Annotated in this window: 18 protein-coding genes; 11 read left to right on the top strand and 7 right to left on the bottom strand. The window is 72.9% G+C overall.

Annotation, left to right across the window (positions count from 1 at the left end):
- Positions 1-51 precede the first annotated feature (51 nt).
- Complete coding sequence (glgX, locus tag C3489_RS03920) at positions 52-2,283, bottom strand: glycogen debranching protein GlgX (RefSeq protein WP_103779893.1); 2,232 nt, start codon at positions 2,281-2,283, stop codon at positions 52-54.
- A 155-nt stretch (positions 2,284-2,438) separates the two neighbouring features.
- On the opposite strand from glgX, the gene C3489_RS03915 reads away from it, so the two are divergent.
- The 4 genes from C3489_RS03915 (at position 2,439) to C3489_RS03900 (ending at position 6,769) form a co-directional block, all read left to right on the top strand.
- On the top strand, positions 2,439-3,683 hold the full coding sequence (locus tag C3489_RS03915; RefSeq protein WP_103779891.1) for an Ig-like domain-containing protein: 1,245 nt from the start codon (positions 2,439-2,441) through the stop codon (positions 3,681-3,683).
- Between the two features lie 143 nt (positions 3,684-3,826).
- Positions 3,827-5,059, top strand: a complete 1,233-nt coding sequence (locus C3489_RS03910; RefSeq protein ID WP_181139477.1) for an Ig-like domain-containing protein — start codon at positions 3,827-3,829, stop codon at positions 5,057-5,059.
- A gap of 161 nt (positions 5,060-5,220) precedes the next feature.
- Positions 5,221-5,988: an enoyl-CoA hydratase/isomerase family protein gene (locus C3489_RS03905; RefSeq protein ID WP_103779889.1), complete on the top strand. Its 768-nt coding sequence runs from the start codon at positions 5,221-5,223 to the stop codon at positions 5,986-5,988.
- A 274-nt stretch (positions 5,989-6,262) separates the two neighbouring features.
- Positions 6,263-6,769: an ATP-binding protein gene (locus C3489_RS03900; protein ID WP_181139476.1), complete on the top strand. Its 507-nt coding sequence runs from the start codon at positions 6,263-6,265 to the stop codon at positions 6,767-6,769.
- A gap of 22 nt (positions 6,770-6,791) precedes the next feature.
- Here the strand turns inward: C3489_RS03900 and C3489_RS03895 are convergent, their stop codons facing one another.
- On the bottom strand, positions 6,792-7,046 hold the full coding sequence (locus C3489_RS03895) for a hypothetical protein (RefSeq protein WP_103779885.1): 255 nt from the start codon (positions 7,044-7,046) through the stop codon (positions 6,792-6,794).
- 158 nt (positions 7,047-7,204) lie between these two features.
- Between C3489_RS03895 and C3489_RS03890 the strand changes: the two genes are divergently transcribed.
- On the top strand, positions 7,205-7,978 hold the full coding sequence (locus C3489_RS03890; RefSeq protein WP_103779883.1) for a polysaccharide deacetylase family protein: 774 nt from the start codon (positions 7,205-7,207) through the stop codon (positions 7,976-7,978).
- A complete protein-coding gene (locus tag C3489_RS03885; protein WP_103779881.1) occupies positions 7,978-9,156 on the top strand; it encodes a YncE family protein in 1,179 nt (392 codons plus the stop codon). Before C3489_RS03890 ends, C3489_RS03885 begins: the two co-directional genes overlap by 1 nt.
- A gap of 6 nt (positions 9,157-9,162) precedes the next feature.
- Here C3489_RS03885 and C3489_RS03880 read toward each other — a convergent pair whose 3' ends face one another.
- Complete coding sequence (locus C3489_RS03880; protein WP_103779879.1) at positions 9,163-9,792, bottom strand: GNAT family N-acetyltransferase; 630 nt, start codon at positions 9,790-9,792, stop codon at positions 9,163-9,165.
- Positions 9,793-9,841: 49 nt separating this feature from the next.
- On the opposite strand from C3489_RS03880, the gene C3489_RS03875 reads away from it, so the two are divergent.
- On the top strand, positions 9,842-10,756 hold the full coding sequence (locus C3489_RS03875; RefSeq protein ID WP_103779877.1) for a MerR family transcriptional regulator: 915 nt from the start codon (positions 9,842-9,844) through the stop codon (positions 10,754-10,756).
- Between the two features lie 58 nt (positions 10,757-10,814).
- Entirely contained in the window at positions 10,815-11,027 is a 213-nt protein-coding gene (locus tag C3489_RS03870; RefSeq protein WP_103779875.1) for an EF-hand domain-containing protein, read from the top strand.
- Between the two features lie 48 nt (positions 11,028-11,075).
- Here the strand turns inward: C3489_RS03870 and C3489_RS03865 are convergent, their stop codons facing one another.
- Both C3489_RS03865 and C3489_RS03860 read right to left on the bottom strand, forming a co-directional pair.
- Positions 11,076-11,864, bottom strand: a complete 789-nt coding sequence (locus C3489_RS03865) for an ABC transporter ATP-binding protein (protein WP_103779873.1) — start codon at positions 11,862-11,864, stop codon at positions 11,076-11,078.
- Positions 11,861-13,567 (bottom strand): 2-isopropylmalate synthase, encoded by a 1,707-nt coding sequence (locus C3489_RS03860; protein WP_103779871.1) that lies wholly within the window; start codon positions 13,565-13,567, stop codon positions 11,861-11,863. Before C3489_RS03860 ends, C3489_RS03865 begins: the two co-directional genes overlap by 4 nt.
- Positions 13,568-13,791: 224 nt before the next feature.
- Between C3489_RS03860 and C3489_RS03855 the strand changes: the two genes are divergently transcribed.
- Complete coding sequence (locus C3489_RS03855; RefSeq protein ID WP_103779869.1) at positions 13,792-14,475, top strand: FadR/GntR family transcriptional regulator; 684 nt, start codon at positions 13,792-13,794, stop codon at positions 14,473-14,475.
- On the opposite strand, the gene C3489_RS03850 is transcribed toward C3489_RS03855, so the two are convergent.
- Positions 14,472-15,395 (bottom strand): AraC family transcriptional regulator, encoded by a 924-nt coding sequence (locus C3489_RS03850; protein ID WP_103779867.1) that lies wholly within the window; start codon positions 15,393-15,395, stop codon positions 14,472-14,474. The genes C3489_RS03855 and C3489_RS03850 overlap by 4 nt on opposite strands.
- Positions 15,396-15,498: 103 nt before the next feature.
- Between C3489_RS03850 and C3489_RS03845 the strand changes: the two genes are divergently transcribed.
- Entirely contained in the window at positions 15,499-16,491 is a 993-nt protein-coding gene (locus tag C3489_RS03845; RefSeq protein WP_103779865.1) for a zinc-dependent alcohol dehydrogenase family protein, read from the top strand.
- 101 nt (positions 16,492-16,592) lie between these two features.
- Complete coding sequence (locus C3489_RS03840) at positions 16,593-17,255, top strand: NADPH-dependent F420 reductase (RefSeq protein WP_103779863.1); 663 nt, start codon at positions 16,593-16,595, stop codon at positions 17,253-17,255.
- A gap of 11 nt (positions 17,256-17,266) precedes the next feature.
- On the opposite strand, the gene C3489_RS03835 is transcribed toward C3489_RS03840, so the two are convergent.
- Positions 17,267-17,809: an MOSC domain-containing protein gene (locus C3489_RS03835; protein ID WP_103780126.1), complete on the bottom strand. Its 543-nt coding sequence runs from the start codon at positions 17,807-17,809 to the stop codon at positions 17,267-17,269.

Here is a 17,809-nt window from a genome sequence, read left to right as displayed (position 1 = left end):
CACCGGGCCCCGGCCACCCCTCACAGGGGGAGGCCGGGGCCCGGCTGTCGGTCAGTACACCCGCAGCAGCAGCACCGACCGCCCCGGCACCGTGATCGCCGTGCCCGCCGGGTGCGCCGCCCCCGGGGCCTCCGCCTGCTCCTCCCGTGCCGTGTCCACGACCACCTCGTACCGCTCCGCCCACGGCGGCCCCGGCAGGACGAACTCCACCGGGCCCTCGCCGGCGTGCAGCACGGCGAGGAAGCTGTCGTCGAGGATCGGCTCCCCCCGCTCGTCGCGGCCCGGGATGTCCCGCCCCGAGAGGTACATGCCGAGCGTCGCGGCGGGCGCGTACCAGTCCCGCTCGGTCATCTCGGTACCGCGCGCCGTGAACCAGGCCAGGTCCCGCAGCCCGTCCGCCGCCTGCGGCCGGCCGGAGAAGAAGGCCCGGCGGCGCAGCACCGGGTGGCGGTGGCGCAGCGCGATCAGCCGGGAGGTCAGGTCGAACAGGGCCTTCCAGCCGGGCTCGTCCAGCAGCCGCCAGTCCACCCAGCCGAGCTCGTTGTCCTGGCAGTAGGCGTTGTTGTTGCCGCGCTGGGTGCGGCCCATCTCGTCGCCGGCGACCAGCATCGGCACGCCCGTGGACAGCAGGAGGGTGGTCAGCAGGTTGCGCAGCTGGCGGCGGCGCAGTGCCCTGATGCCCTCGTCGTCCGTCTCGCCCTCCGCGCCGCAGTTCCAGGAGCGGTTGTCGTCGCTGCCGTCCCGGTTGCCCTCGCCGTTGGCCTCGTTGTGCTTGCGCTCGTAGGTCACCAGGTCGCGCAGGGTGAAGCCGTCGTGCGCGGTGATGTAGTTGACCGAGGCGTACGGCCGCCGGCCGCCCCAGGCGTACAGGTCGCTGGAGCCGGACAGCCGGTAGCCCATCTCGCGCACATCGGGCAGGGCGTGCCGCCAGAAGTCCCGTACGGCGTTGCGGTAGCGGTCGTTCCACTCCGTCCACAGGGGCGGGAAGGCGCCCACCTGGTAGCCGCCGGAGCCCACGTCCCACGGCTCGGCGATCAGCTTGACCCGGCGCAGCACCGGGTCCTGGGCGATGACCGCCAGGAACGGGGAGAGCATGTCGACGTCGTGCATGGAGCGGGCCAGCGCCGCCGCGAGGTCGAAGCGGAACCCGTCCACGCCCATCTCGGTCACCCAGTAGCGCAGCGAGTCGGTGATCAGCCGCAGCACCTGCGGCTGGACGACGTGCAGGGTGTTGCCGCAGCCGGTGTAGTCGGCGTACCGGCGCGCGTCGGACTGCAGACGGTAGTAGCCGCGGTTGTCGATGCCCTTCAGGGACAGGGTGGGCCCGTACTCGCCGGCCTCGGCGGTGTGGTTGTAGACCACGTCGAGGATGACCTCGATGCCGGCCGCGTGCAGCGCGCGCACCATCCGCTTGAACTCCCCGACCTGCTCGCCCGTGGTGCCGGAGGCGGCATAGGCGGCGTGCGGGGCGAAGTAGCCGATGGAGTTGTAGCCCCAGTGGTTGCGCAGGCCCCGCTTGAGCAGATGGTCCTCGTGGGCGAACTGGTGTACGGGCAGCAGCTCCACCGCCGTCACGCCGAGCCGCGTCAGGTGCTCGATCGCCGCCGGGTGGGCGAGACCGGCGTAGGTGCCGCGCAGCTCCTCGGGGATGCCGGGGTGCAGCTTGGTGAAGCCGCGCACGTGCAGCTCGTAGATCACCGAGTCGGCCCACGGCGTCTTCGGCCGGCGGTCGTCGGACCAGTCGTCGTCGTCATGGACCACGACGCCCTTCGGGACGTACGGCGCCGAGTCCCGCTCGTCGCGCACGGTGTCGGCGACATGCTGGTCCGGCCAGTCCCGCACGTGCCCGTACACCTCCGGCGGCAGCCGGAACTCTCCGTCCACCGCCCGCGCGTACGGGTCGAGCAGCAGCTTCGCCGGGTTCCAGCGGCCGCCGGTCCAGGGGTCCCAGCGGCCGTGCACCCGGTAGCCGTAGCGCCGGCCGGGGAGCACGCCGGGTACGAAGCCGTGCCAGATCTCGTGCGTCAGTTCGGTGAGCCGCACCCGCCGCTCGACGCCGTCGGCGTCGAACAGGCACAGCTCCACCCCCTCGGCGCCGCCCGCCCACAGCGCGAAGTTGGTGCCGGCCACCCCGTCCGGGCCGACCCGGAAGCGGGCGCCCAGCGGCGTGGGAGCGCCCGGCCACAGCGGCAGGCGCTCCGCCCCGTTCACAGCGGCGGCCGGGCGCCCCTGCTCGGCGGCACGCCCTGCCCTCACCGCCTCCTGCTCGGCTGCGCTGGACACCCTTCAGCCTCCCGCGGCTCATGGCGCGACCCGTTGCGGGGCGTACGGCGTCCCAGGCCGTGCTCCCCGTCGTGTCGTCGTCCTCCCCTCAGTTCTGCCCAGACCGTGCCTCGCACTCACGTTTCCCCGGGGCGACCCCGCTCGTTGGGCTGCTCGTGAGGCACGTACACGGGCGCGCGCGGCGCGCGGGGGCCGCGCTGGCCGCCGTACTGACATGGGCAGGACTGCTGGCCGGGGCCGCCGGCTGCACTTCGGACGGCTCCGGCGGACTGGACCGGGTGTTCGGCAAACCCCGCGCGCCCGAGGACGCCATCCGCATCACCCCCGACGACGCCGCCAAGGGCGTACGGCCCGGGCAGAAGCTGCGCGTCACGGTGCCCGACGGCCGGCTGGAGTCGGTGAAGGCCGTCGTCTCCCAGGACGCCCAGGACTCCCCGGTGCCCGGCCACCTCTCCGCCGACGGCCGCACCTGGCGCCCCGACGACGACCGGCTCGCGCTGGCCGCCCGGTACACCGTGGACGCGGTCGCCGTCGACGGCCACGGCAACCGCTCCGCCCGCCACGCCACGTTCACCACCTACGTCCCCGGCGAGCGCTTCATCGGGTACGTCACCCCGGAGAACCGCTCGGTCGTCGGCACCGGGATGATCGTGTCCATCGAGTTCAACCGGGAGCTGGAGAACCGGGCCGCCGTCGAGCGGGCGATCCGGGTGCGGGCCGAGCCGGCCGTGGAGATCCGCCCGCACTGGTTCGGCAAGGACCGCGTCGACTTCCGCCCCGAGCGCTACTGGAAGCCCGGCACCCGGGTCACCGTCGACCTGGCCCTGCGGGACGTGGAGGGCGCGCGCGGGGTCTACGGGCTGCAGTCCCGGACGTTCTCCTTCACCATCGGCCGCAGCCAGGTGTCGCTGGTGGACGCCGCCGAGCACACCATGCAGGTGCGCCGGGACGGGGAGCTGCTGACCACCGTGCCGATCACCGCCGGCTCACCGAAGAACACCACCTACAACGGGAAGATGGTGGTGATGGAGATGCTGGAGGTCACCCGGATGAACGGGGCCACGGTCGGCTTCAAGAAGACCGACGGCAAGAGCGAGTACGACATCCCGGACGTGCCGCACGCCATGCGGCTGACCGAGTCGGGCACCTTCCTGCACGGCAACTACTGGGCGGACGAGGACGTCTTCGGCCGGACCAACGTCAGCCACGGCTGCGTGGGCCTGCGCGACGCCAAGGGCGGCGGCTCGGACACCCCGGCCGGCTGGTTCTTCGACCGCAGCCTGATCGGGGACGTGGTGGAGGTCGTCCACAGCAAGGACAAGACGGTGGCCGCCGACAACGGCCTCGGCGGCTGGAACATGGGCTGGCGGGAGTGGAAGGCGGGCGGCGCCGTGCGCTGAGCGGGCCCGGGGGGGGGAGTTGGGACACAACGGTGACAATCCGGGGTCGCCGACGCTCCTGACCGGGCAGTTAATATGCGCCGTATGCGCGCGCGACGCGCGGGGCGTGTGGGCCTTGACCGGCCCGGGGGAGGGAGAACAACTTGAACATCGGGCCGATATCGGGGGCATCGGTTGCGGCGCGCGGACGGGGCCGCGCGGGACTGGCGCTGGCCGCCGGCGCGGTGCTGTTCGCCGTCACGGCGTGCGGCGGGGGCGGCGGTTCGGACACGGAGGACGGCAAGGGCCAGGGCGCCTCGGCCGCGCGGGACAAGCAGTCCGAGGCGGTCGTCAGCATCGCGCCCAAGGACGGCGCCACGGCCGTCGACACCAGCGGGGCGCTCAAGGTCAGCGCCGCCAAGGGGAAGCTGACCGAGGTCGTCGTCAAGGACGCCAAGGGCACCAAGGTCGACGGGACGCTCTCCGCCGACGGCGCGACGTGGACGCCGGCCACGCATCTGGCCGCCGCCACCCGGTACCAGGTGCACGCGGTCGCCAAGGACACCGAGGGCCGTACGGCGGCCGAGGACTCGGCGTTCACCACGCTGACCCCGAAGAACACCTTCACCGGCACCTTCACCCCGGAGGACGGCTCCACCGTCGGAGTCGGCATGCCGTTCTCGCTGCGCTTCTCCCGGGGCATCACGCACCCGCAGGACGTGGAGAAGGCCATCAAGATCAAGACCGAGCCGGCGGTCGACGTCCAGGGCCACTGGTTCGGCAACGACCGCCTGGACTTCCGTCCCGAGCAGTACTGGAAGTCCGGCACCAAGGTCACCGTCACGCTGAACCTGGACGGCGTCGAGGGCCGCCCCGGCGTCTACGGCAAGCAGAAGAAGACGGTGTCCTTCACCATCGGGCGCAACCAGGTCTCCTACGTGGACGCCAAGAAGCACACCATGCAGGTCACCCAGGACGGCAAGGTCGTCAAGACCCTGAACGTCACCACCGGCAAGCCCGGCTACGACACCTGGAACGGCCAGATGGTCATCAGCGAGAAGCTGACGGTGACCCGGATGAACGGCGAGACGGTCGGCTACGGCGGCGAGTACGACATCAAGGACGTCCCGCACGCCATGCGCCTGACCACCTCCGGCACCTTCATCCACGGCAACTACTGGGGCGGCGACGCGTTCGGCAACTACAACGCCAGCCACGGCTGCGTCGGCCTGCGCGACGTGCGCGGCGGCTACGACAGCGGTGTGCCGGCGGCCTGGTTCTTCAACCACTCGATGATCGGCGACGTGGTGGTCGTGAAGAACTCCCACGACCGCACGGTCGACCCGGACAACGGCTTCAACGGCTGGAACATGCCGTGGTCGGAGTGGACCAAGTAGTTCCTCCGGCGCGACGGGCCCGGTGCTGTGACCTACGGCACCGGGCCCGATGTCGTCAGTGGTGGTGCTGTGCCTGCCTGGGGGGGCAACCCCCAGACCCCCGGCCGGGTGTGAGCGAGCGCACTCGATCCGTAGCCGTTAGTCCCCGTTAACCTGCTGGCATGACCGTACATCTCGAAGTCGCCGAAGGCGTCGGCACGCTGCGCCTGGACCGCCCGCCCATGAACGCGCTGGACGTCGCCACGCAGGACAGGCTCAAGGAACTCGCCGAGGAGGCCGGCCGCCGCGACGACGTGCGCGCGGTCGTTGTGTACGGCGGCGAGAAGGTGTTCGCGGCGGGCGCGGACATCAAGGAGATGCAGGCCATGGACCACACGGCGATGGTCCTGCGCGCCCGCGGCCTGCAGGACGCGTTCACGGCCGTCGCCCGCATCCCCAAGCCGGTGGTCGCCGCGGTCACCGGCTACGCCCTCGGCGGCGGGTGCGAGCTGGCGCTGTGCGCCGACTACCGCATCGCCGGCGACAACGCCAAGCTCGGGCAGCCGGAGATCCTGCTCGGCCTGATCCCGGGCGCCGGCGGCACCCAGCGCCTGTCCCGGCTGATCGGCCCGTCCAAGGCCAAGGACCTCATCTTCACCGGCCGCATGGTCAAGGCCGACGAGGCGCTGACGCTCGGCCTGGTCGACCGGGTGGTGCCCGCCGCCGAGGTGTACGCCGAGGCGCACGCGTGGGCGGCGAAGCTGGCCCAGGGTCCGGCGATCGCGCTGCGCGCGGCGAAGGAGTCCATCGACACCGGTCTGGAGACCGACATCGACACGGGCCTGGCGGTCGAGCGCAACTGGTTCGCGGGCCTGTTCGCCACGGAGGACCGCGAGCGGGGCATGAAGAGCTTCGTGGAGGAGGGCCCGGGCAAGGCGAAGTTCCTCTGAACCGGCCGCCGTCCACCTGCAATTGACGTTCCGTCCGATGTGGTGTCCCTCGATGGAGCGGTTTATGGGAGCCTTAAGGCGACCTTAAGCCTGTTGCGTCGAGGGAGCCTGTCGATTGCCTCCGGTCGAGCCGTCGTCCCAGGTCAGCCAGGCTGCGGTAAGCCCCGAAATGCCAGCCGCATATGACGTCCGAAAGGCGTGGAACGGGGGCGTCCGGGGGGCGTATTCCAGCAGAACGCCCCCCAAGTCCCCTGCGGACGGCCATGATGGGGGCATGGCGGGGCTGGAGGGCATCGAGCAGCCGCGGGGACACGGCCGTGCTGTGGCGGCGGCGCGCTGGTCGCCCGCGGTGGAGGACGAACGGGCGCTCAAGGCGCTGGAGTTGTTCGGCAATCCGGCGGAACACGATGTGCCGCTGCCGTCCCGCCCCGAGTCCGCGGCCACCGCGCGCCGGCTGACCCAGGTGGTGATCCTGCGCCACTGGGGCCTGACCCCCAAGCTCACCGAGGACGCCGTCCTGCTCGTCTCCGAACTCGTCGGCAACGCCGTCCGGCACACCGGCGCCCGCGTCTTCGGCCTCCGGATGCGCCGGCCGCGCGGTCGCATCCGCGTCGAGGTCCGCGACCCCTCCCGGGGGCTGCCCTGTCTGATGCCGGTCCGTGAGATGGACATCAGCGGCCGGGGCCTGTTCCTGGTCGACCGGATCGCCGACCGCTGGGGCGTGGACCTGCTGCCCCGGGGCAAGACGACCTGGTTCGAGATGCGGGTGGGCGACCGCTGAGCCGGCGGGGCCGGCCGGCGGTTCAGATGCCGAGGCCCACTCCGCCGTCGCCCTGGTAGTCGCCGCCAGGGCCCGGAGGATCGTCGTCGTCGCCGAGGACGGTCATGGCGAGGCTCACCACCCCCGCGACGAGCAGCAGCTCGAAGAGGCCGTACGCCCACAGCTTGTGCTCCCGGAACGCCAGTGCGGCCAAGGGGATCTCAGCGACGGCGAGGGCCAGGGTGACCAGGGCTCCGATCACACGGGTCCTGGCCAGGGCGCGGGGTGCACGGCGCATGCGGCCCTCCCGGCGACGCGGTGTCCGGCCATGGCCCGAACGATGTACCCGCGCCCGACGGCCGGAACACGCCGCTCCTCGCAGGACAGCGACCCGCGCTGGGTGCGGCGACCGGGTGAATAGCCCTATTTGCGACACTTCGCCCTTTAAATGGTCGGGTGACCGTACCCGACCGCCGCACGGCCCTGCGCGCCGGCACCGGACTTCTCGCCGGGACCGCGCTCACCCCCGCCTGCTCCGCGCACGGTGCCGCCGTCCGGCCCGTCGCGGCCCACCCCGAGAGCGCCGCCCGCTCGCCGCAGGCGGCCCCGGCCCCCCGCGCCTACCCCAACCAGCCCGCCCAGATCGGCCATGGCCCCCGCACCCGGCCCCGCGTCGCCCTCACCTTCCACGGACAGGGCGATCCCGCGACCGCCCGCGCGCTGCTCACCGAGGCCGAACGGCACGGCGCCCGCCTCACCGTCCTCGCCGTCGGCACCTGGCTCGACCAGCACCCGGAGCTGGCCCGCCGCATCCTCGACGGCGGCCACGACCTCGGCAACCACACCCAGCGCCACGTGGACATCAACGCGATGCCGGAAGCCGAGGCGCGCGCCGAGATCACCGGCTGCGCCGACCGGCTGAGGAAGCTCACCGGCTCCATCGGCACCTGGTTCCGCCCCTCCCGCGCCCCGCGCGCCTCCGCGCTCGTCACCCGCCTCGCCGCCGAGGCCGGCTACCCGCACGTCCTGTCCTACGACGTCGACTCCCTCGACTACACCGCGCCCGGCGCCGCCGCCGTCGCCCGCAAGGTCCTCGGCGAGGTCCGCGCCGGCTCCGTGGTGAGCCTGCACTTCGGCTACCGGGACACGGTCGCCGCGCTCCCCGCCGTACTGGAAGAACTCGACCGTCGCCGCCTGCGCGCGGTCACCACCACGGAGCTGATCGGCTGATGCACCTGAAGCGAACGACCCGCACCCTGATCGCCGGCGCCGCGCTCGCCGTCCTCGCCGCCTGCGGCAGCCCGGGCAAGGGGCACACCGCCGCCGAGACCACCGAGGCGGCCCTGCCCGCCCCGGCCAGGAAGCAGAACACCGTGCCCGGCCTGCCCGGCATGCCGCCCGTCCTCGACCCGAAGGACGTCTACGCCGCCGACCGCCCCGGCAAGCTCTCACCGGTGGTCAAGGACTTCCCCTCCCGGGTGTACGTGCCCAACACCGAGTCGGACACGGTCACCGTCATCGACCCCAAGACGTACAAGGTGACCGAGACGATCCCGGTCGGCCGCCAGCCGCAGCACGTCGTGCCGTCCTGGGACCTGAAGACCCTGTGGGTCAACAACGACAAGGGCAACACCCTGACCCCCATCGACCCGCGCACCGGCAAGGCCGGAAAGACGGTCGACGTGCACGACCCGTACAACCTCTACTTCACGCCCGACGGCAAGTACGCCGTCGTCATGGCCTCCCTGGACCGGGAACTGGTCTTCCGTGACGCCCACACCATGAAGCCGGTGAAGACCGTCCCCGTCTCCTGCTACGGCGTCAACCACGCCGACTACTCCATGGACGGCCGCTACTTCATCGTCTCCTGCGAGTTCAGCGGGGAGCTGCTGAAGGTGGACACGGCCTCGATGAAGGTGATCGGGCAGCAGAAGCTGCCGTTCCACGGCGCCATGCCGCAGGACGTCAAGATCTCACCCGACGGCAAGAGGTTCTACATCGCCGACATGATGGCCGACGGCATGTGGGTCCTGGACGGCGACAGGTTCACCACGCCCACGCTGCTGCCCACCGGCAAGGGCGCCCACGGCCTCTACATCAGCCGCGACTCCCGCGAGATGTACATCTCCAACCGCGGCGAGGGCACCGTCTCCGTCTTCGACTTCACCCGGAACAAGCTGACCAAGAAGTGGCGCCTGCCCCAGGGCGGCAGCCCCGACATGGGCGGCGTCTCCGCCGACGGCAAGGTGCTGTGGCTGTCCGGGCGCTACGACGCCGAGGTGTACGCCATCGACACCCGCACCGGCGAGCAGCTCGCCCGCATCAAGGTCGGCAGCGGCCCGCACGGCCTCGCCGTCTATCCGCAGCCCGGCCGCTACTCCCTCGGGCACACCGGCATCTTCCGCTGACCGCCCTCACCGGGAGCGCAGCAGCGCCTCCGCGCCGACCTGCCGGTAGCCGGCCGCCTGGAACGCCCGCGCACTGCGGGCGTTGCCCGGCGCCACCTGCGCCCACAGCGGCTCCCCGGCCAGCTGCCGGGCCGCCGTCACCAGCGCCCGGCCCAGCCCCCGGTGCCGTGCGTCCTCGTCGATCTCCACCGACACCTCCAGCCGTCCGGCCACGCCCCGGCCCAGCACCAGCACCCCGCCGTCCGCCGACCAGGCACGCACCTCGTCGCGGCGCCGGCGGGCGTAGGCGATACGGGGGTGGTCGCCGGCCATCTCCTTCAACGCCACCTCCGGCTCGCCCGGCAGCGCGGAGCCCACCAGCAGCGCGTCGACGGTCTCCGTGGTGCGGCCGGTGCGCCGCAGGAACGCGGCGAGGAAGAGCGGGTTCAGCGTCGCCGCCAGCCGGTCGCAGTCCGTCGCCTCCAGGGCGGCGTGCACCCACTCCGGGTCCTCGTCGGTGAAGATCACCGAGTGCGCGGTGAAGGACAGCACCCCGGCGTCCCGCGCGTTCTCCTGCGGGACCACCGTCGTGCCGCCGTCCGGCGGCGGGAAGACGCCGCGTGCCGCCGCGTCGACAATGTCCGCCAAGGTTTCCACCGCTGTGCTCCTTGAGTCTCCACCCACTGGAAGGCCCAGACTCACACACATGATCGAAGACGGCACCGGTCTGTTCACCATCGGCGAGCTGGCCCGCGCCACGGGCCTGACCGTGCGGACCATCCGCTACTGGTCCGACGAGGGCGTACTGACCCCGGTGACCCGCTCGTCCGGCGGCTACCGGCTCTACGACGCCGGGTCCGCCGCCCGCCTGGAGCTGATCCGCACCCTGCGCGAGCTGGGCCTCGGCCTGGACGACGTGCGCAAGGTGCTGGCCGGGGAGCGGACGGTCGCCGAGGTGGCCGCCGCGCACGTGGCGGCGCTGGACGCGCAGATCCGGTCGCTGAAGGTGACCCGGGCGGTGCTGTCGAGCGTGGCACGACGTGGCTCGACGGCGGAGGAGATGACCCTGATGAACAAACTGGCGCGGCTGTCGGCGGCCGAGCGCAGGCGGATCGTCGACGACTTCATGGCGGAGGTCTTCGACGGGCTCGACACGGCCGACCCGGACATCCGCACCCGGCTCCGGTTCACGGCTGCCGACCTGCCCGACGACCCGACGCCCGAGCAGGTGGACGCCTGGGTGGAGCTCGCCGAGCTGATCCAGGACCCGGAGTTCCGCGCGCTGATGCGCCGGATGATCGAGTTCAACGCGGCGGACCGGGGGCCCGACGTCCCGCCCGGGTCGTCGCTGTGGTTCATGAGCCGCCTGGTCCAGCTCGCCGGGGAGGCGCTGCGGGCCGGCATCGCCCCCGAGAGGCCCGAGGCCGGGGAGGTGCTACGCGGGCTGCTCGGTGACGCCGACCCGGCGGCGGTCCTGGAACGCCTGACGGCCGTCTCCAACGCGCGGCTCGCGCGGTACCGCGAGCTGTCGGCCGTCGTGAACGGACAGGAACGCCGGTCGGCCCACACGGAGGAGTTCGCGTGGGTGGTCGCCGCACTCAGTGCGCGCGTGGGCCGTTAATCTGACCTGCGGCACTACGCCGGCACGAGTAAGAAACGCGACATAAAGGGGCGGATCGGTGGCGGACATCGAGGAAGCACGTAAGCAGTTCGAGCGGATCGACGCGGACGGTGACGGTTTCATCACCGCCGCCGAGTTCAAGACCGCCCTGGCCCAGGAGGGTGACTGGAACGTCACCGAGGCGGTGGCCGAGGCCATCATCAAGTCCCGTGACCTCAACGGCGACAAGCTGCTGTCCTTCGACGAGTTCTGGGCGCACCTGAACAAGTGACGTGACGCACCAGGGGGCGCCCGCCGGTCACCGGCGGGCGCCCCCTCGTCATGACCGGTGCCGGATGCGTACGCTCCAGCGGCCGCCGTGCCGCTCCAGCTCCAGCGGCAGGTCGAAGCACTTGCCCAGCTGGTCGCCGGTGAGGACGTCCGCGGCCGGACCCTGGGCGAGGGCGCGGCCGTCGCGCAGCAGCAGGGCGTGCGTGGTGTGCCCCGGCAGCTCCTCCAGGTGGTGGGTGACCAGGACCGTCGCCAGCCGGGGGTGCTCGCGGCGCAGTGCGTCCAGGGACTCGATGAGCTGCTCCCGGCCCGGCAGGTCCAGGCCGGTCGCGGGCTCGTCGAGCAGCAGCAGCCGGGGCTCGGGCATCAGCGCGCGGGCGATCAGGGTCCGGCCGCGCTGCCCCTGGGAGAGCGTGGGCCAGCGCGCCTCGCGCAGCTCGCCCAGGCCGAGGGTGGCGAGCAGCCGGTCGGCGCGCGCCTCCTGCTGCAGGGTCGGGCGCACGCGGGGCAGCAGCGCCGGGGAGTTCGTCAGCCCCGTCAGCACCACGTCCCGCAGCCGCAGCGGCCCGGCCGGCGCGTGGCGCGGGTCGACATGGCCGACGTGGGCGCGCAGCTCCCGCAGGTCCACCCGGCCCAGACGGCGGCCCAGCACCTCGACCCGGCCCCGGGTCGGGTGGACGCGGGCGCCGAGCAGGCTGAGCAGCGTGGACTTGCCGGCCCCGTTGGCGCCGAGCAGCGCCCAGTGCTCACCCGCGCGGACGGTGAGGGACACCTCCCGCAGGATCGGCCGCCCCTCGCGCACCACGTGGACGTCCTCGGCGCGCAGGACGTCCGTCACCCGGCCACCGCCCGGTTCACCGCCGAGAGCACCGCCCGCACCTGGGCCGTGAGCGCCGAGCCGGCCTCGCCCGCGCCCCAGGCCGTGACCCCGTTCACCCGGCACTCGGCGTAGGCGAGCGTGCCCGCCTCCACCGGGTGCTCGGCGACCTCCAGCACCTGGACGGCGTACCCCGCGCCGGCCAGCGCGTCGGCGAACGCGGTGAGCGGGCCCGTGCCGGTGCCCTCCAGGTCGTAGCCGCGCTCGCCGGTGTGCAGGGTGCACACGAAGCCGGTGCCGTCCCCGGGGGCGGACCAGGCCCCCAGCCGGATCTCGCCCTCGGTGAGGTAGGCGCCCCGGAACAGTGCGTACAGCTCGCCGGGGGTCGCCTCACGGCCGCTGTCGTCGGTGGCCCGCTGCACGATCCGCGAGAAGTCGGGCCGCATGCGCGCCGGCAGGTCCAGGCCGTGACGGGTGCGCAGCAGATACGCCATGCCGCCCTTGCCGGACTGGGAGTTGACCCGGATGACCGCCTCGTAGGAGCGGCCCACGTCGGCCGGGTCGATCGGCAGGTACGGCACCTCCCACGGCGCGTCCGCCTCCGGCACGCCCAGCTCCTTGGCCGTGCGGGCGTGGTGGTCCAGGCCCTTGCTGATGGCGTCCTGGTGGGTGCCGGAGAACGCCGTGTACACCAGGTCGCCGGCGTAGGGGTGGCGCGGGTGCACCGGCAGCCGGTTGCAGTGCTCGACGGTCTCCCGTACGGCGTCGATGTCGGCGAAGTCGATCATCGGGTCGACGCCCTGGGCGTACAGGTTCATCGCGAGGGTCACCAGGTCGACGTTGCCGGTGCGCTCGCCGTTGCCGAACAGGCAGCCCTCGACGCGCTGCGCCCCCGCGAGCACGGCGAGTTCGGCGCAGGCGACACCGGTGCCGCGGTCGTTGTGCGGGTGGACGGAGAGGATGACGCTGTCGCGGCGGGCGAGGTGCCGGTGGACGTACTCGATCTGGTCCGCGTAGACGTTGGGGGTGGCGATCTCCACGGTCGCGGGCAGGTTGTGGGTGACGGGGTGGTCCGGGGACGCGTCCCAGAACTCGGTCAGGCCGTCGCACAGTTCGAGCACGAAGTCGGGTTCGGTGAGGTTGTAGGTCTCGGGGGAGAACTGGAAGCGGATGTGCGGGGCGTCCCCGGCCCGGCGGGCCATGAGCTCGGCGGCCTCCCGCACGATCCGCCGCACCTTGCCCCGGTCCCGGCGCAGGACGACGTCCCGCCACACCGGCGAGGTCGCCACGTACAGGTGGACCACCGCCCGGGGCAGGCCCTCGATCGCCTCGAAGGTGCGGTCGATCAGGTCCGTGCGCGCCGGGGTGAACACGACGGGCGTGACGTCGTCCGGGACGGCGCCGGCGGTCACCAGGTGGCGGACGAAGTCGAAGTCGGTGCGGCTGGCCGACGGGTAGCCGACCTCGATCTCCTTGAAGCCCATGGAGACCTGCAGGTCGTACAGGCGGCGCTTGCGCGGGGTGTCCATCGGCTCGGCCAGCGCCTGGTTGCCGTCGCGCAGGTCGACCGGCACCCACAGCGGGGCCCGCTCCAGCCGGGCGTCGGGCCAGGCGCGGCCGGTGACGGGGACGCGGACGCGTTCGTGGAAGGGGCGGTAGCGGTGGTACGGCATCCCGCTGGGACGCTGGGGGTTCCACAGGGGTCGGTCGGTGGTGATGGTCATCGTCGGCTGCCCTTCGGCTCGGTCGGACGGTGACCGGCAGCACGGCGTCCCGCGGCGGGGCGCCGGTCGCGTCAAACCCCGCCGCGGCAGCCGAGGAGAAGGAGACCGCGAAGCGTCATGATCGGTACGCTAGCGACTGCTCAGCTCCTCAGACAAGTGGAAACGGCGAACTCCTCAGACAAGTTGGAGAAGTGAACGGTGATCGCACACCCGGGAGGGCCCCGGTGACCCCGGCCGGCCCCCTCCGTCCCAGCCCCCTGGTCGAACAGGCCGCGGAACGGCTGCGCGCGCAGATCGCCGACGGCACCTGGCCCGTCGGCAGCAAACTCCCCGGCGAGACCACCCTCGCCAAGGAACTCGGCGTGGGCCGCTCCACCGTGCGCGAGGCGCTGCGCGCGCTGGCCGGCGCCGGGCTGGTGAGGCCCCGGCACGGCGCCGGCGTCTTCGTCACCGCCACCGAACCGGCCGAGGACTGGCCCGCCCAGCTGCGCCGGGCCGCGGTCACCGACGTCTACGAGGTCCGCACCGCCGTCGAGGTGCACGCCGCCCGGCTGGCCGCCCAGCGCCGCACCGACGAGGACGTCACCGCGATCCGCGCCGCACTGGAGCGCCGGCGCGCGGCGGCCGACGCCGACGACGAGGCCTTCGTCGACGCCGACATCGCCTTCCACGCGGCCGTGGTCGCCGCCGCGCACAACATCGTCCTGTCCGGGCTGTTCGCGCAGTTCACGCCCGTCCTGCGCAAGGGACTCGTGGAACTCCTCGCCCTGACCGGCCTGCGCCACGACGACCCGAACACCGCCGACGACGCTCACGAGGCGATCTGCCGGGCGATCGCCGACGGCGACGCCGAGGAGGCGGTGGCGCTGGTCGGCAGGGAACTGGAGAACCCCTTCCCGCCGGACTAGGACGCGCTCCTGCGGTACTGCCCCGGCGCCACCCCGTACTCCCGCTTGAACGCCTTGGCGAACGCGAACTCCGAGGTGTACCCGGCGCGTTCGGCGATCTGGCGCAGCGGAAGGTCCTCCGCGCGCAGCAGCCGGCCCGCCGTGGTCATCCGCCACCACGTCAGATACGCCAGCGGGGGCCTGCCGACCAGCGCGGTGAACCGGCGCGCGAACGCCGCCCGCGACAGGCCGCCCTGGGCGCCGAGTTCCTCCACCGTCCACGGTCGGGCCGGGTCGTCGTGCAGGGCGTGCAGGGCGGCGGAGACGGCCGGGTCGGCGAGCGCTGCCGCCCAGCCGCCCTGGTGCGCGGCGTCCCGCGGCTCGCGCTCCCACCAGGCGCGCAGGATGTACAGCAACAGGGTGTCCAGCAGCGAGGCGATGATGGCGGAGGAGCCGGGCCGGCACTCCGCCAGCTCCTGCCCCAGCAGCTCCACCGCCGCCCGCAGCCCGCCGGGGGCGCCGACCCGCGCGGGCAGGTGCACCACCTCGGGCAGCTCGGTGAGCAAGGGGTGGGCGCGGCTGCGGTCCAGCAGATACGCGCCGCACAGCATGACCGTGTGCGGTTCGGGCGCTCCCGGCGGGGGCGGCGGCGGATCGGGCCAGCGGCCGTCCGCGCCCAGGCCGAAGTCCTCCAGGGGTTCACCCGGCGCGCTGGCCAGCCCGTGTCCGCGTCCGTGGGCGAGGAAGACCACGTCCCCCGGGCCGAGCGCGACCGCTTCGCCCTGGGCCGGAAGCAGCCACGCCGAGCCGCGCAGCACCACGTGGAAGCCGGCCCCGTCCGTGGCCTGGAACCGGGTCCCCCAGGGGCCGTACTTGTACCGCAGGCCCGAGTGCGGCCGCCCGGCGCGCATCGCGGCGACGGCGTCGCTGAGTACGTCCATGCCCCGCACCGTACCGCCGCACCGCCACCGGCGAGACGCACGGACAGAAAACCGAGACAGACGGGCATGGATCGTCTCACCGCGCGGCCGTAGCGTCGACGGCATGCCAACTTCCGCGCACAGCGTGCTCTTTCACGAGATCGGCGGTCCCGACGTCCTGGTCGTCGAGGAGACCGAACTGCCCGACCCCGGCCCCGGCGAGGTGCTCGTCCGGGTCGCCGCGGTCGCCCTCAACCGCGCCGAGGCCCTTCTGCGCTCGGGCGGCTACTTCTACCAGCCCACCCTGCCCGCCGCCCGCAACGGCTACGAGGCCGCGGGCACCGTCGAGGCGGTCGGCGAGGGCGTGACCGCCTTCGCGCCGGGCGACCCGGTGCTGACCGCCGCCAACTTCCCGCTCGACACCCACGGCGTCTACGGCGACCGCGTCCTGATGCCGGAGCACACCCTGGTACCGCGCCCCGAGGGCGTCGACGAGGTGACGGCCGCCGCGGCCTGGCTGACGTACACGACGGCGTACGGCGCGCTGGTCGAGCGGGCCCGTATGGCACCCGGCGACCATGTGCTGATCACCGGAGGCTCCAGCGGCGTCGGCACGGCCGCCATCCAGGTCGCCCGGCGGGCCGGCGCGGTGCCCGTCGTCACCACCCGCACCGAGGCCAAGCGCAAGGGGCTGCTCGACCTGGGCGCGGAGCACGTGATCGTCACCGACGACGAGGACGTGGTGACCGAGACCCGGCGGCTGACCGGCGGCAAGGGCGCCGGGATCGTCCTGGACGCGATCGGCGGTCCGGGCTTCGCGGCGCTGGGCGGGGCGGCCGCCGAGGACGGGTACCTGATCTGCTACGGCTGGCTGGACGGGCAGCCCACGGTGCTGCCGATGCAGTGGCCCCTCACCGTCCACGGCTACAGCAACTTCGTCCTCACCGGCACCGCCGAAGGCCGCCGCCGCGCCGCCCACTACCTGGGCTCCGGCCTCGCCGACGGGACCCTGCGCCCGGTGGTCGGGGAGGTCCTCGACGGCCTCGAACGCATCCGGGACGCCCATCGGCTGATGGAGTCCAACGCCCACACCGGCAAGATCGTCGTGCGGATCTGATGCCGTCACCCGTTCGGCCCGCAAACCGGGAATAGCCGGGCATAACGCCGGGTTCTCGCCCGGAAACCGAACCAAGCGCAGCGAACCTGAAGGGCTGAGCCATGAAGATCGGCATCATCGGTGCGGGCAACATCGGCGGCAACCTGACCCGGAGGCTCACCGCCCTCGGCCACGAGGTCTCCGTCGCCAACTCGCGCGGCCCGCACACGCTCACCGAGCTGGCCGAGGAGACCGGGACGACGCCCGTGCGGGTGGAGGAGGCCGCCCGGGGCGCCGGGATCGTCATCGTCGCCGTCCCGCTCAAGGCGGTCCCCGACCTGCCGAAGGGCCTGTTCGACGAGGCCGCCGACGACGTCGTGGTCGTCGACACCTGCAACTACTACCCGCGGCAGCGCGACGGCCGGATCGCGGCGATCGAGGACGAGGGCCTGACCGAGAGCCGCTGGACCGAGCAGCAGCTCGGCCACCCGGTGGTCAAGGCGTTCAACGCCACCTACGCCCAGGACCTCCTGGAGCGGCCGCGTCCCGCCGGCGACCCCGACCGCATCGCGCTGCCGGTCGCCGGGGACGACGAGGCGGCCAAGGCGAAGGTCCGGGCGCTGATCGACGAACTCGGCTTCGACACCGTCGACACCGGCGGCCTCGACGACTCCTGGCGCCAGCAGCCCGGCACCCCGGTCTCCGGCATGCGGGGCGACGTCGAGGCGGTGACCAGGGCGCTGGAGGCGGCCAGCCCGGAGCGCCCGGCGGACTTCCGCGGCTGACAGCCGCCGCCTCAGACGACCTCCAGCGCCCGGTGCGGCCCGCCCGGCAGCCCGACCCTGACGCTGTCCCCGGGCCGCACCACGCCACCGGCGACGACGACGCCCATGATCCCCGACCTGAAGCGCGGCCGCCCGTCGGAGCCCCGCCCGACGACCTCCTTCAGCAGCCCCTTCTTGAAGCCGTCGATCTGCGCACACGGATTGCGCAGCCCGGTCACCTCGACGACGGCCTCGTCCCCGAGCAGCAGCCGCGCCCCCGTGGGCAGCCCGAGCAGATCGATCCCCCGGGTGGTGACGTTCTCCCCGAGCTGCCCGGCCGCCACCTCGAACCCGGCGGCCCGCAGCTCGTCGAACAACTCCCCGTGGATCAGATGCACCTGCCGCAGATTCGGCTGCGAGGGGTCCTTGGCCATCCGGAACCGGTGCTTCACCGTGGCCCCACCGTGCACGTCCCCCTCCACCCCGAACCCGGCGACGAGCGTGACACTCTCCCGGTTGGGCTTGGTGAACGAGTAGACGCCGTTGCTGCTGACCGCGGTGACTCTGCCATCCAT

Origin of the sequence: Streptomyces sp. Ru71 (genome assembly GCF_002920535.1) — a bacterium.
GTDB lineage: Bacteria > Actinomycetota > Actinomycetes > Streptomycetales > Streptomycetaceae > Streptomyces.
This window is presented reverse-complemented; position numbering and strand designations above follow the sequence as displayed.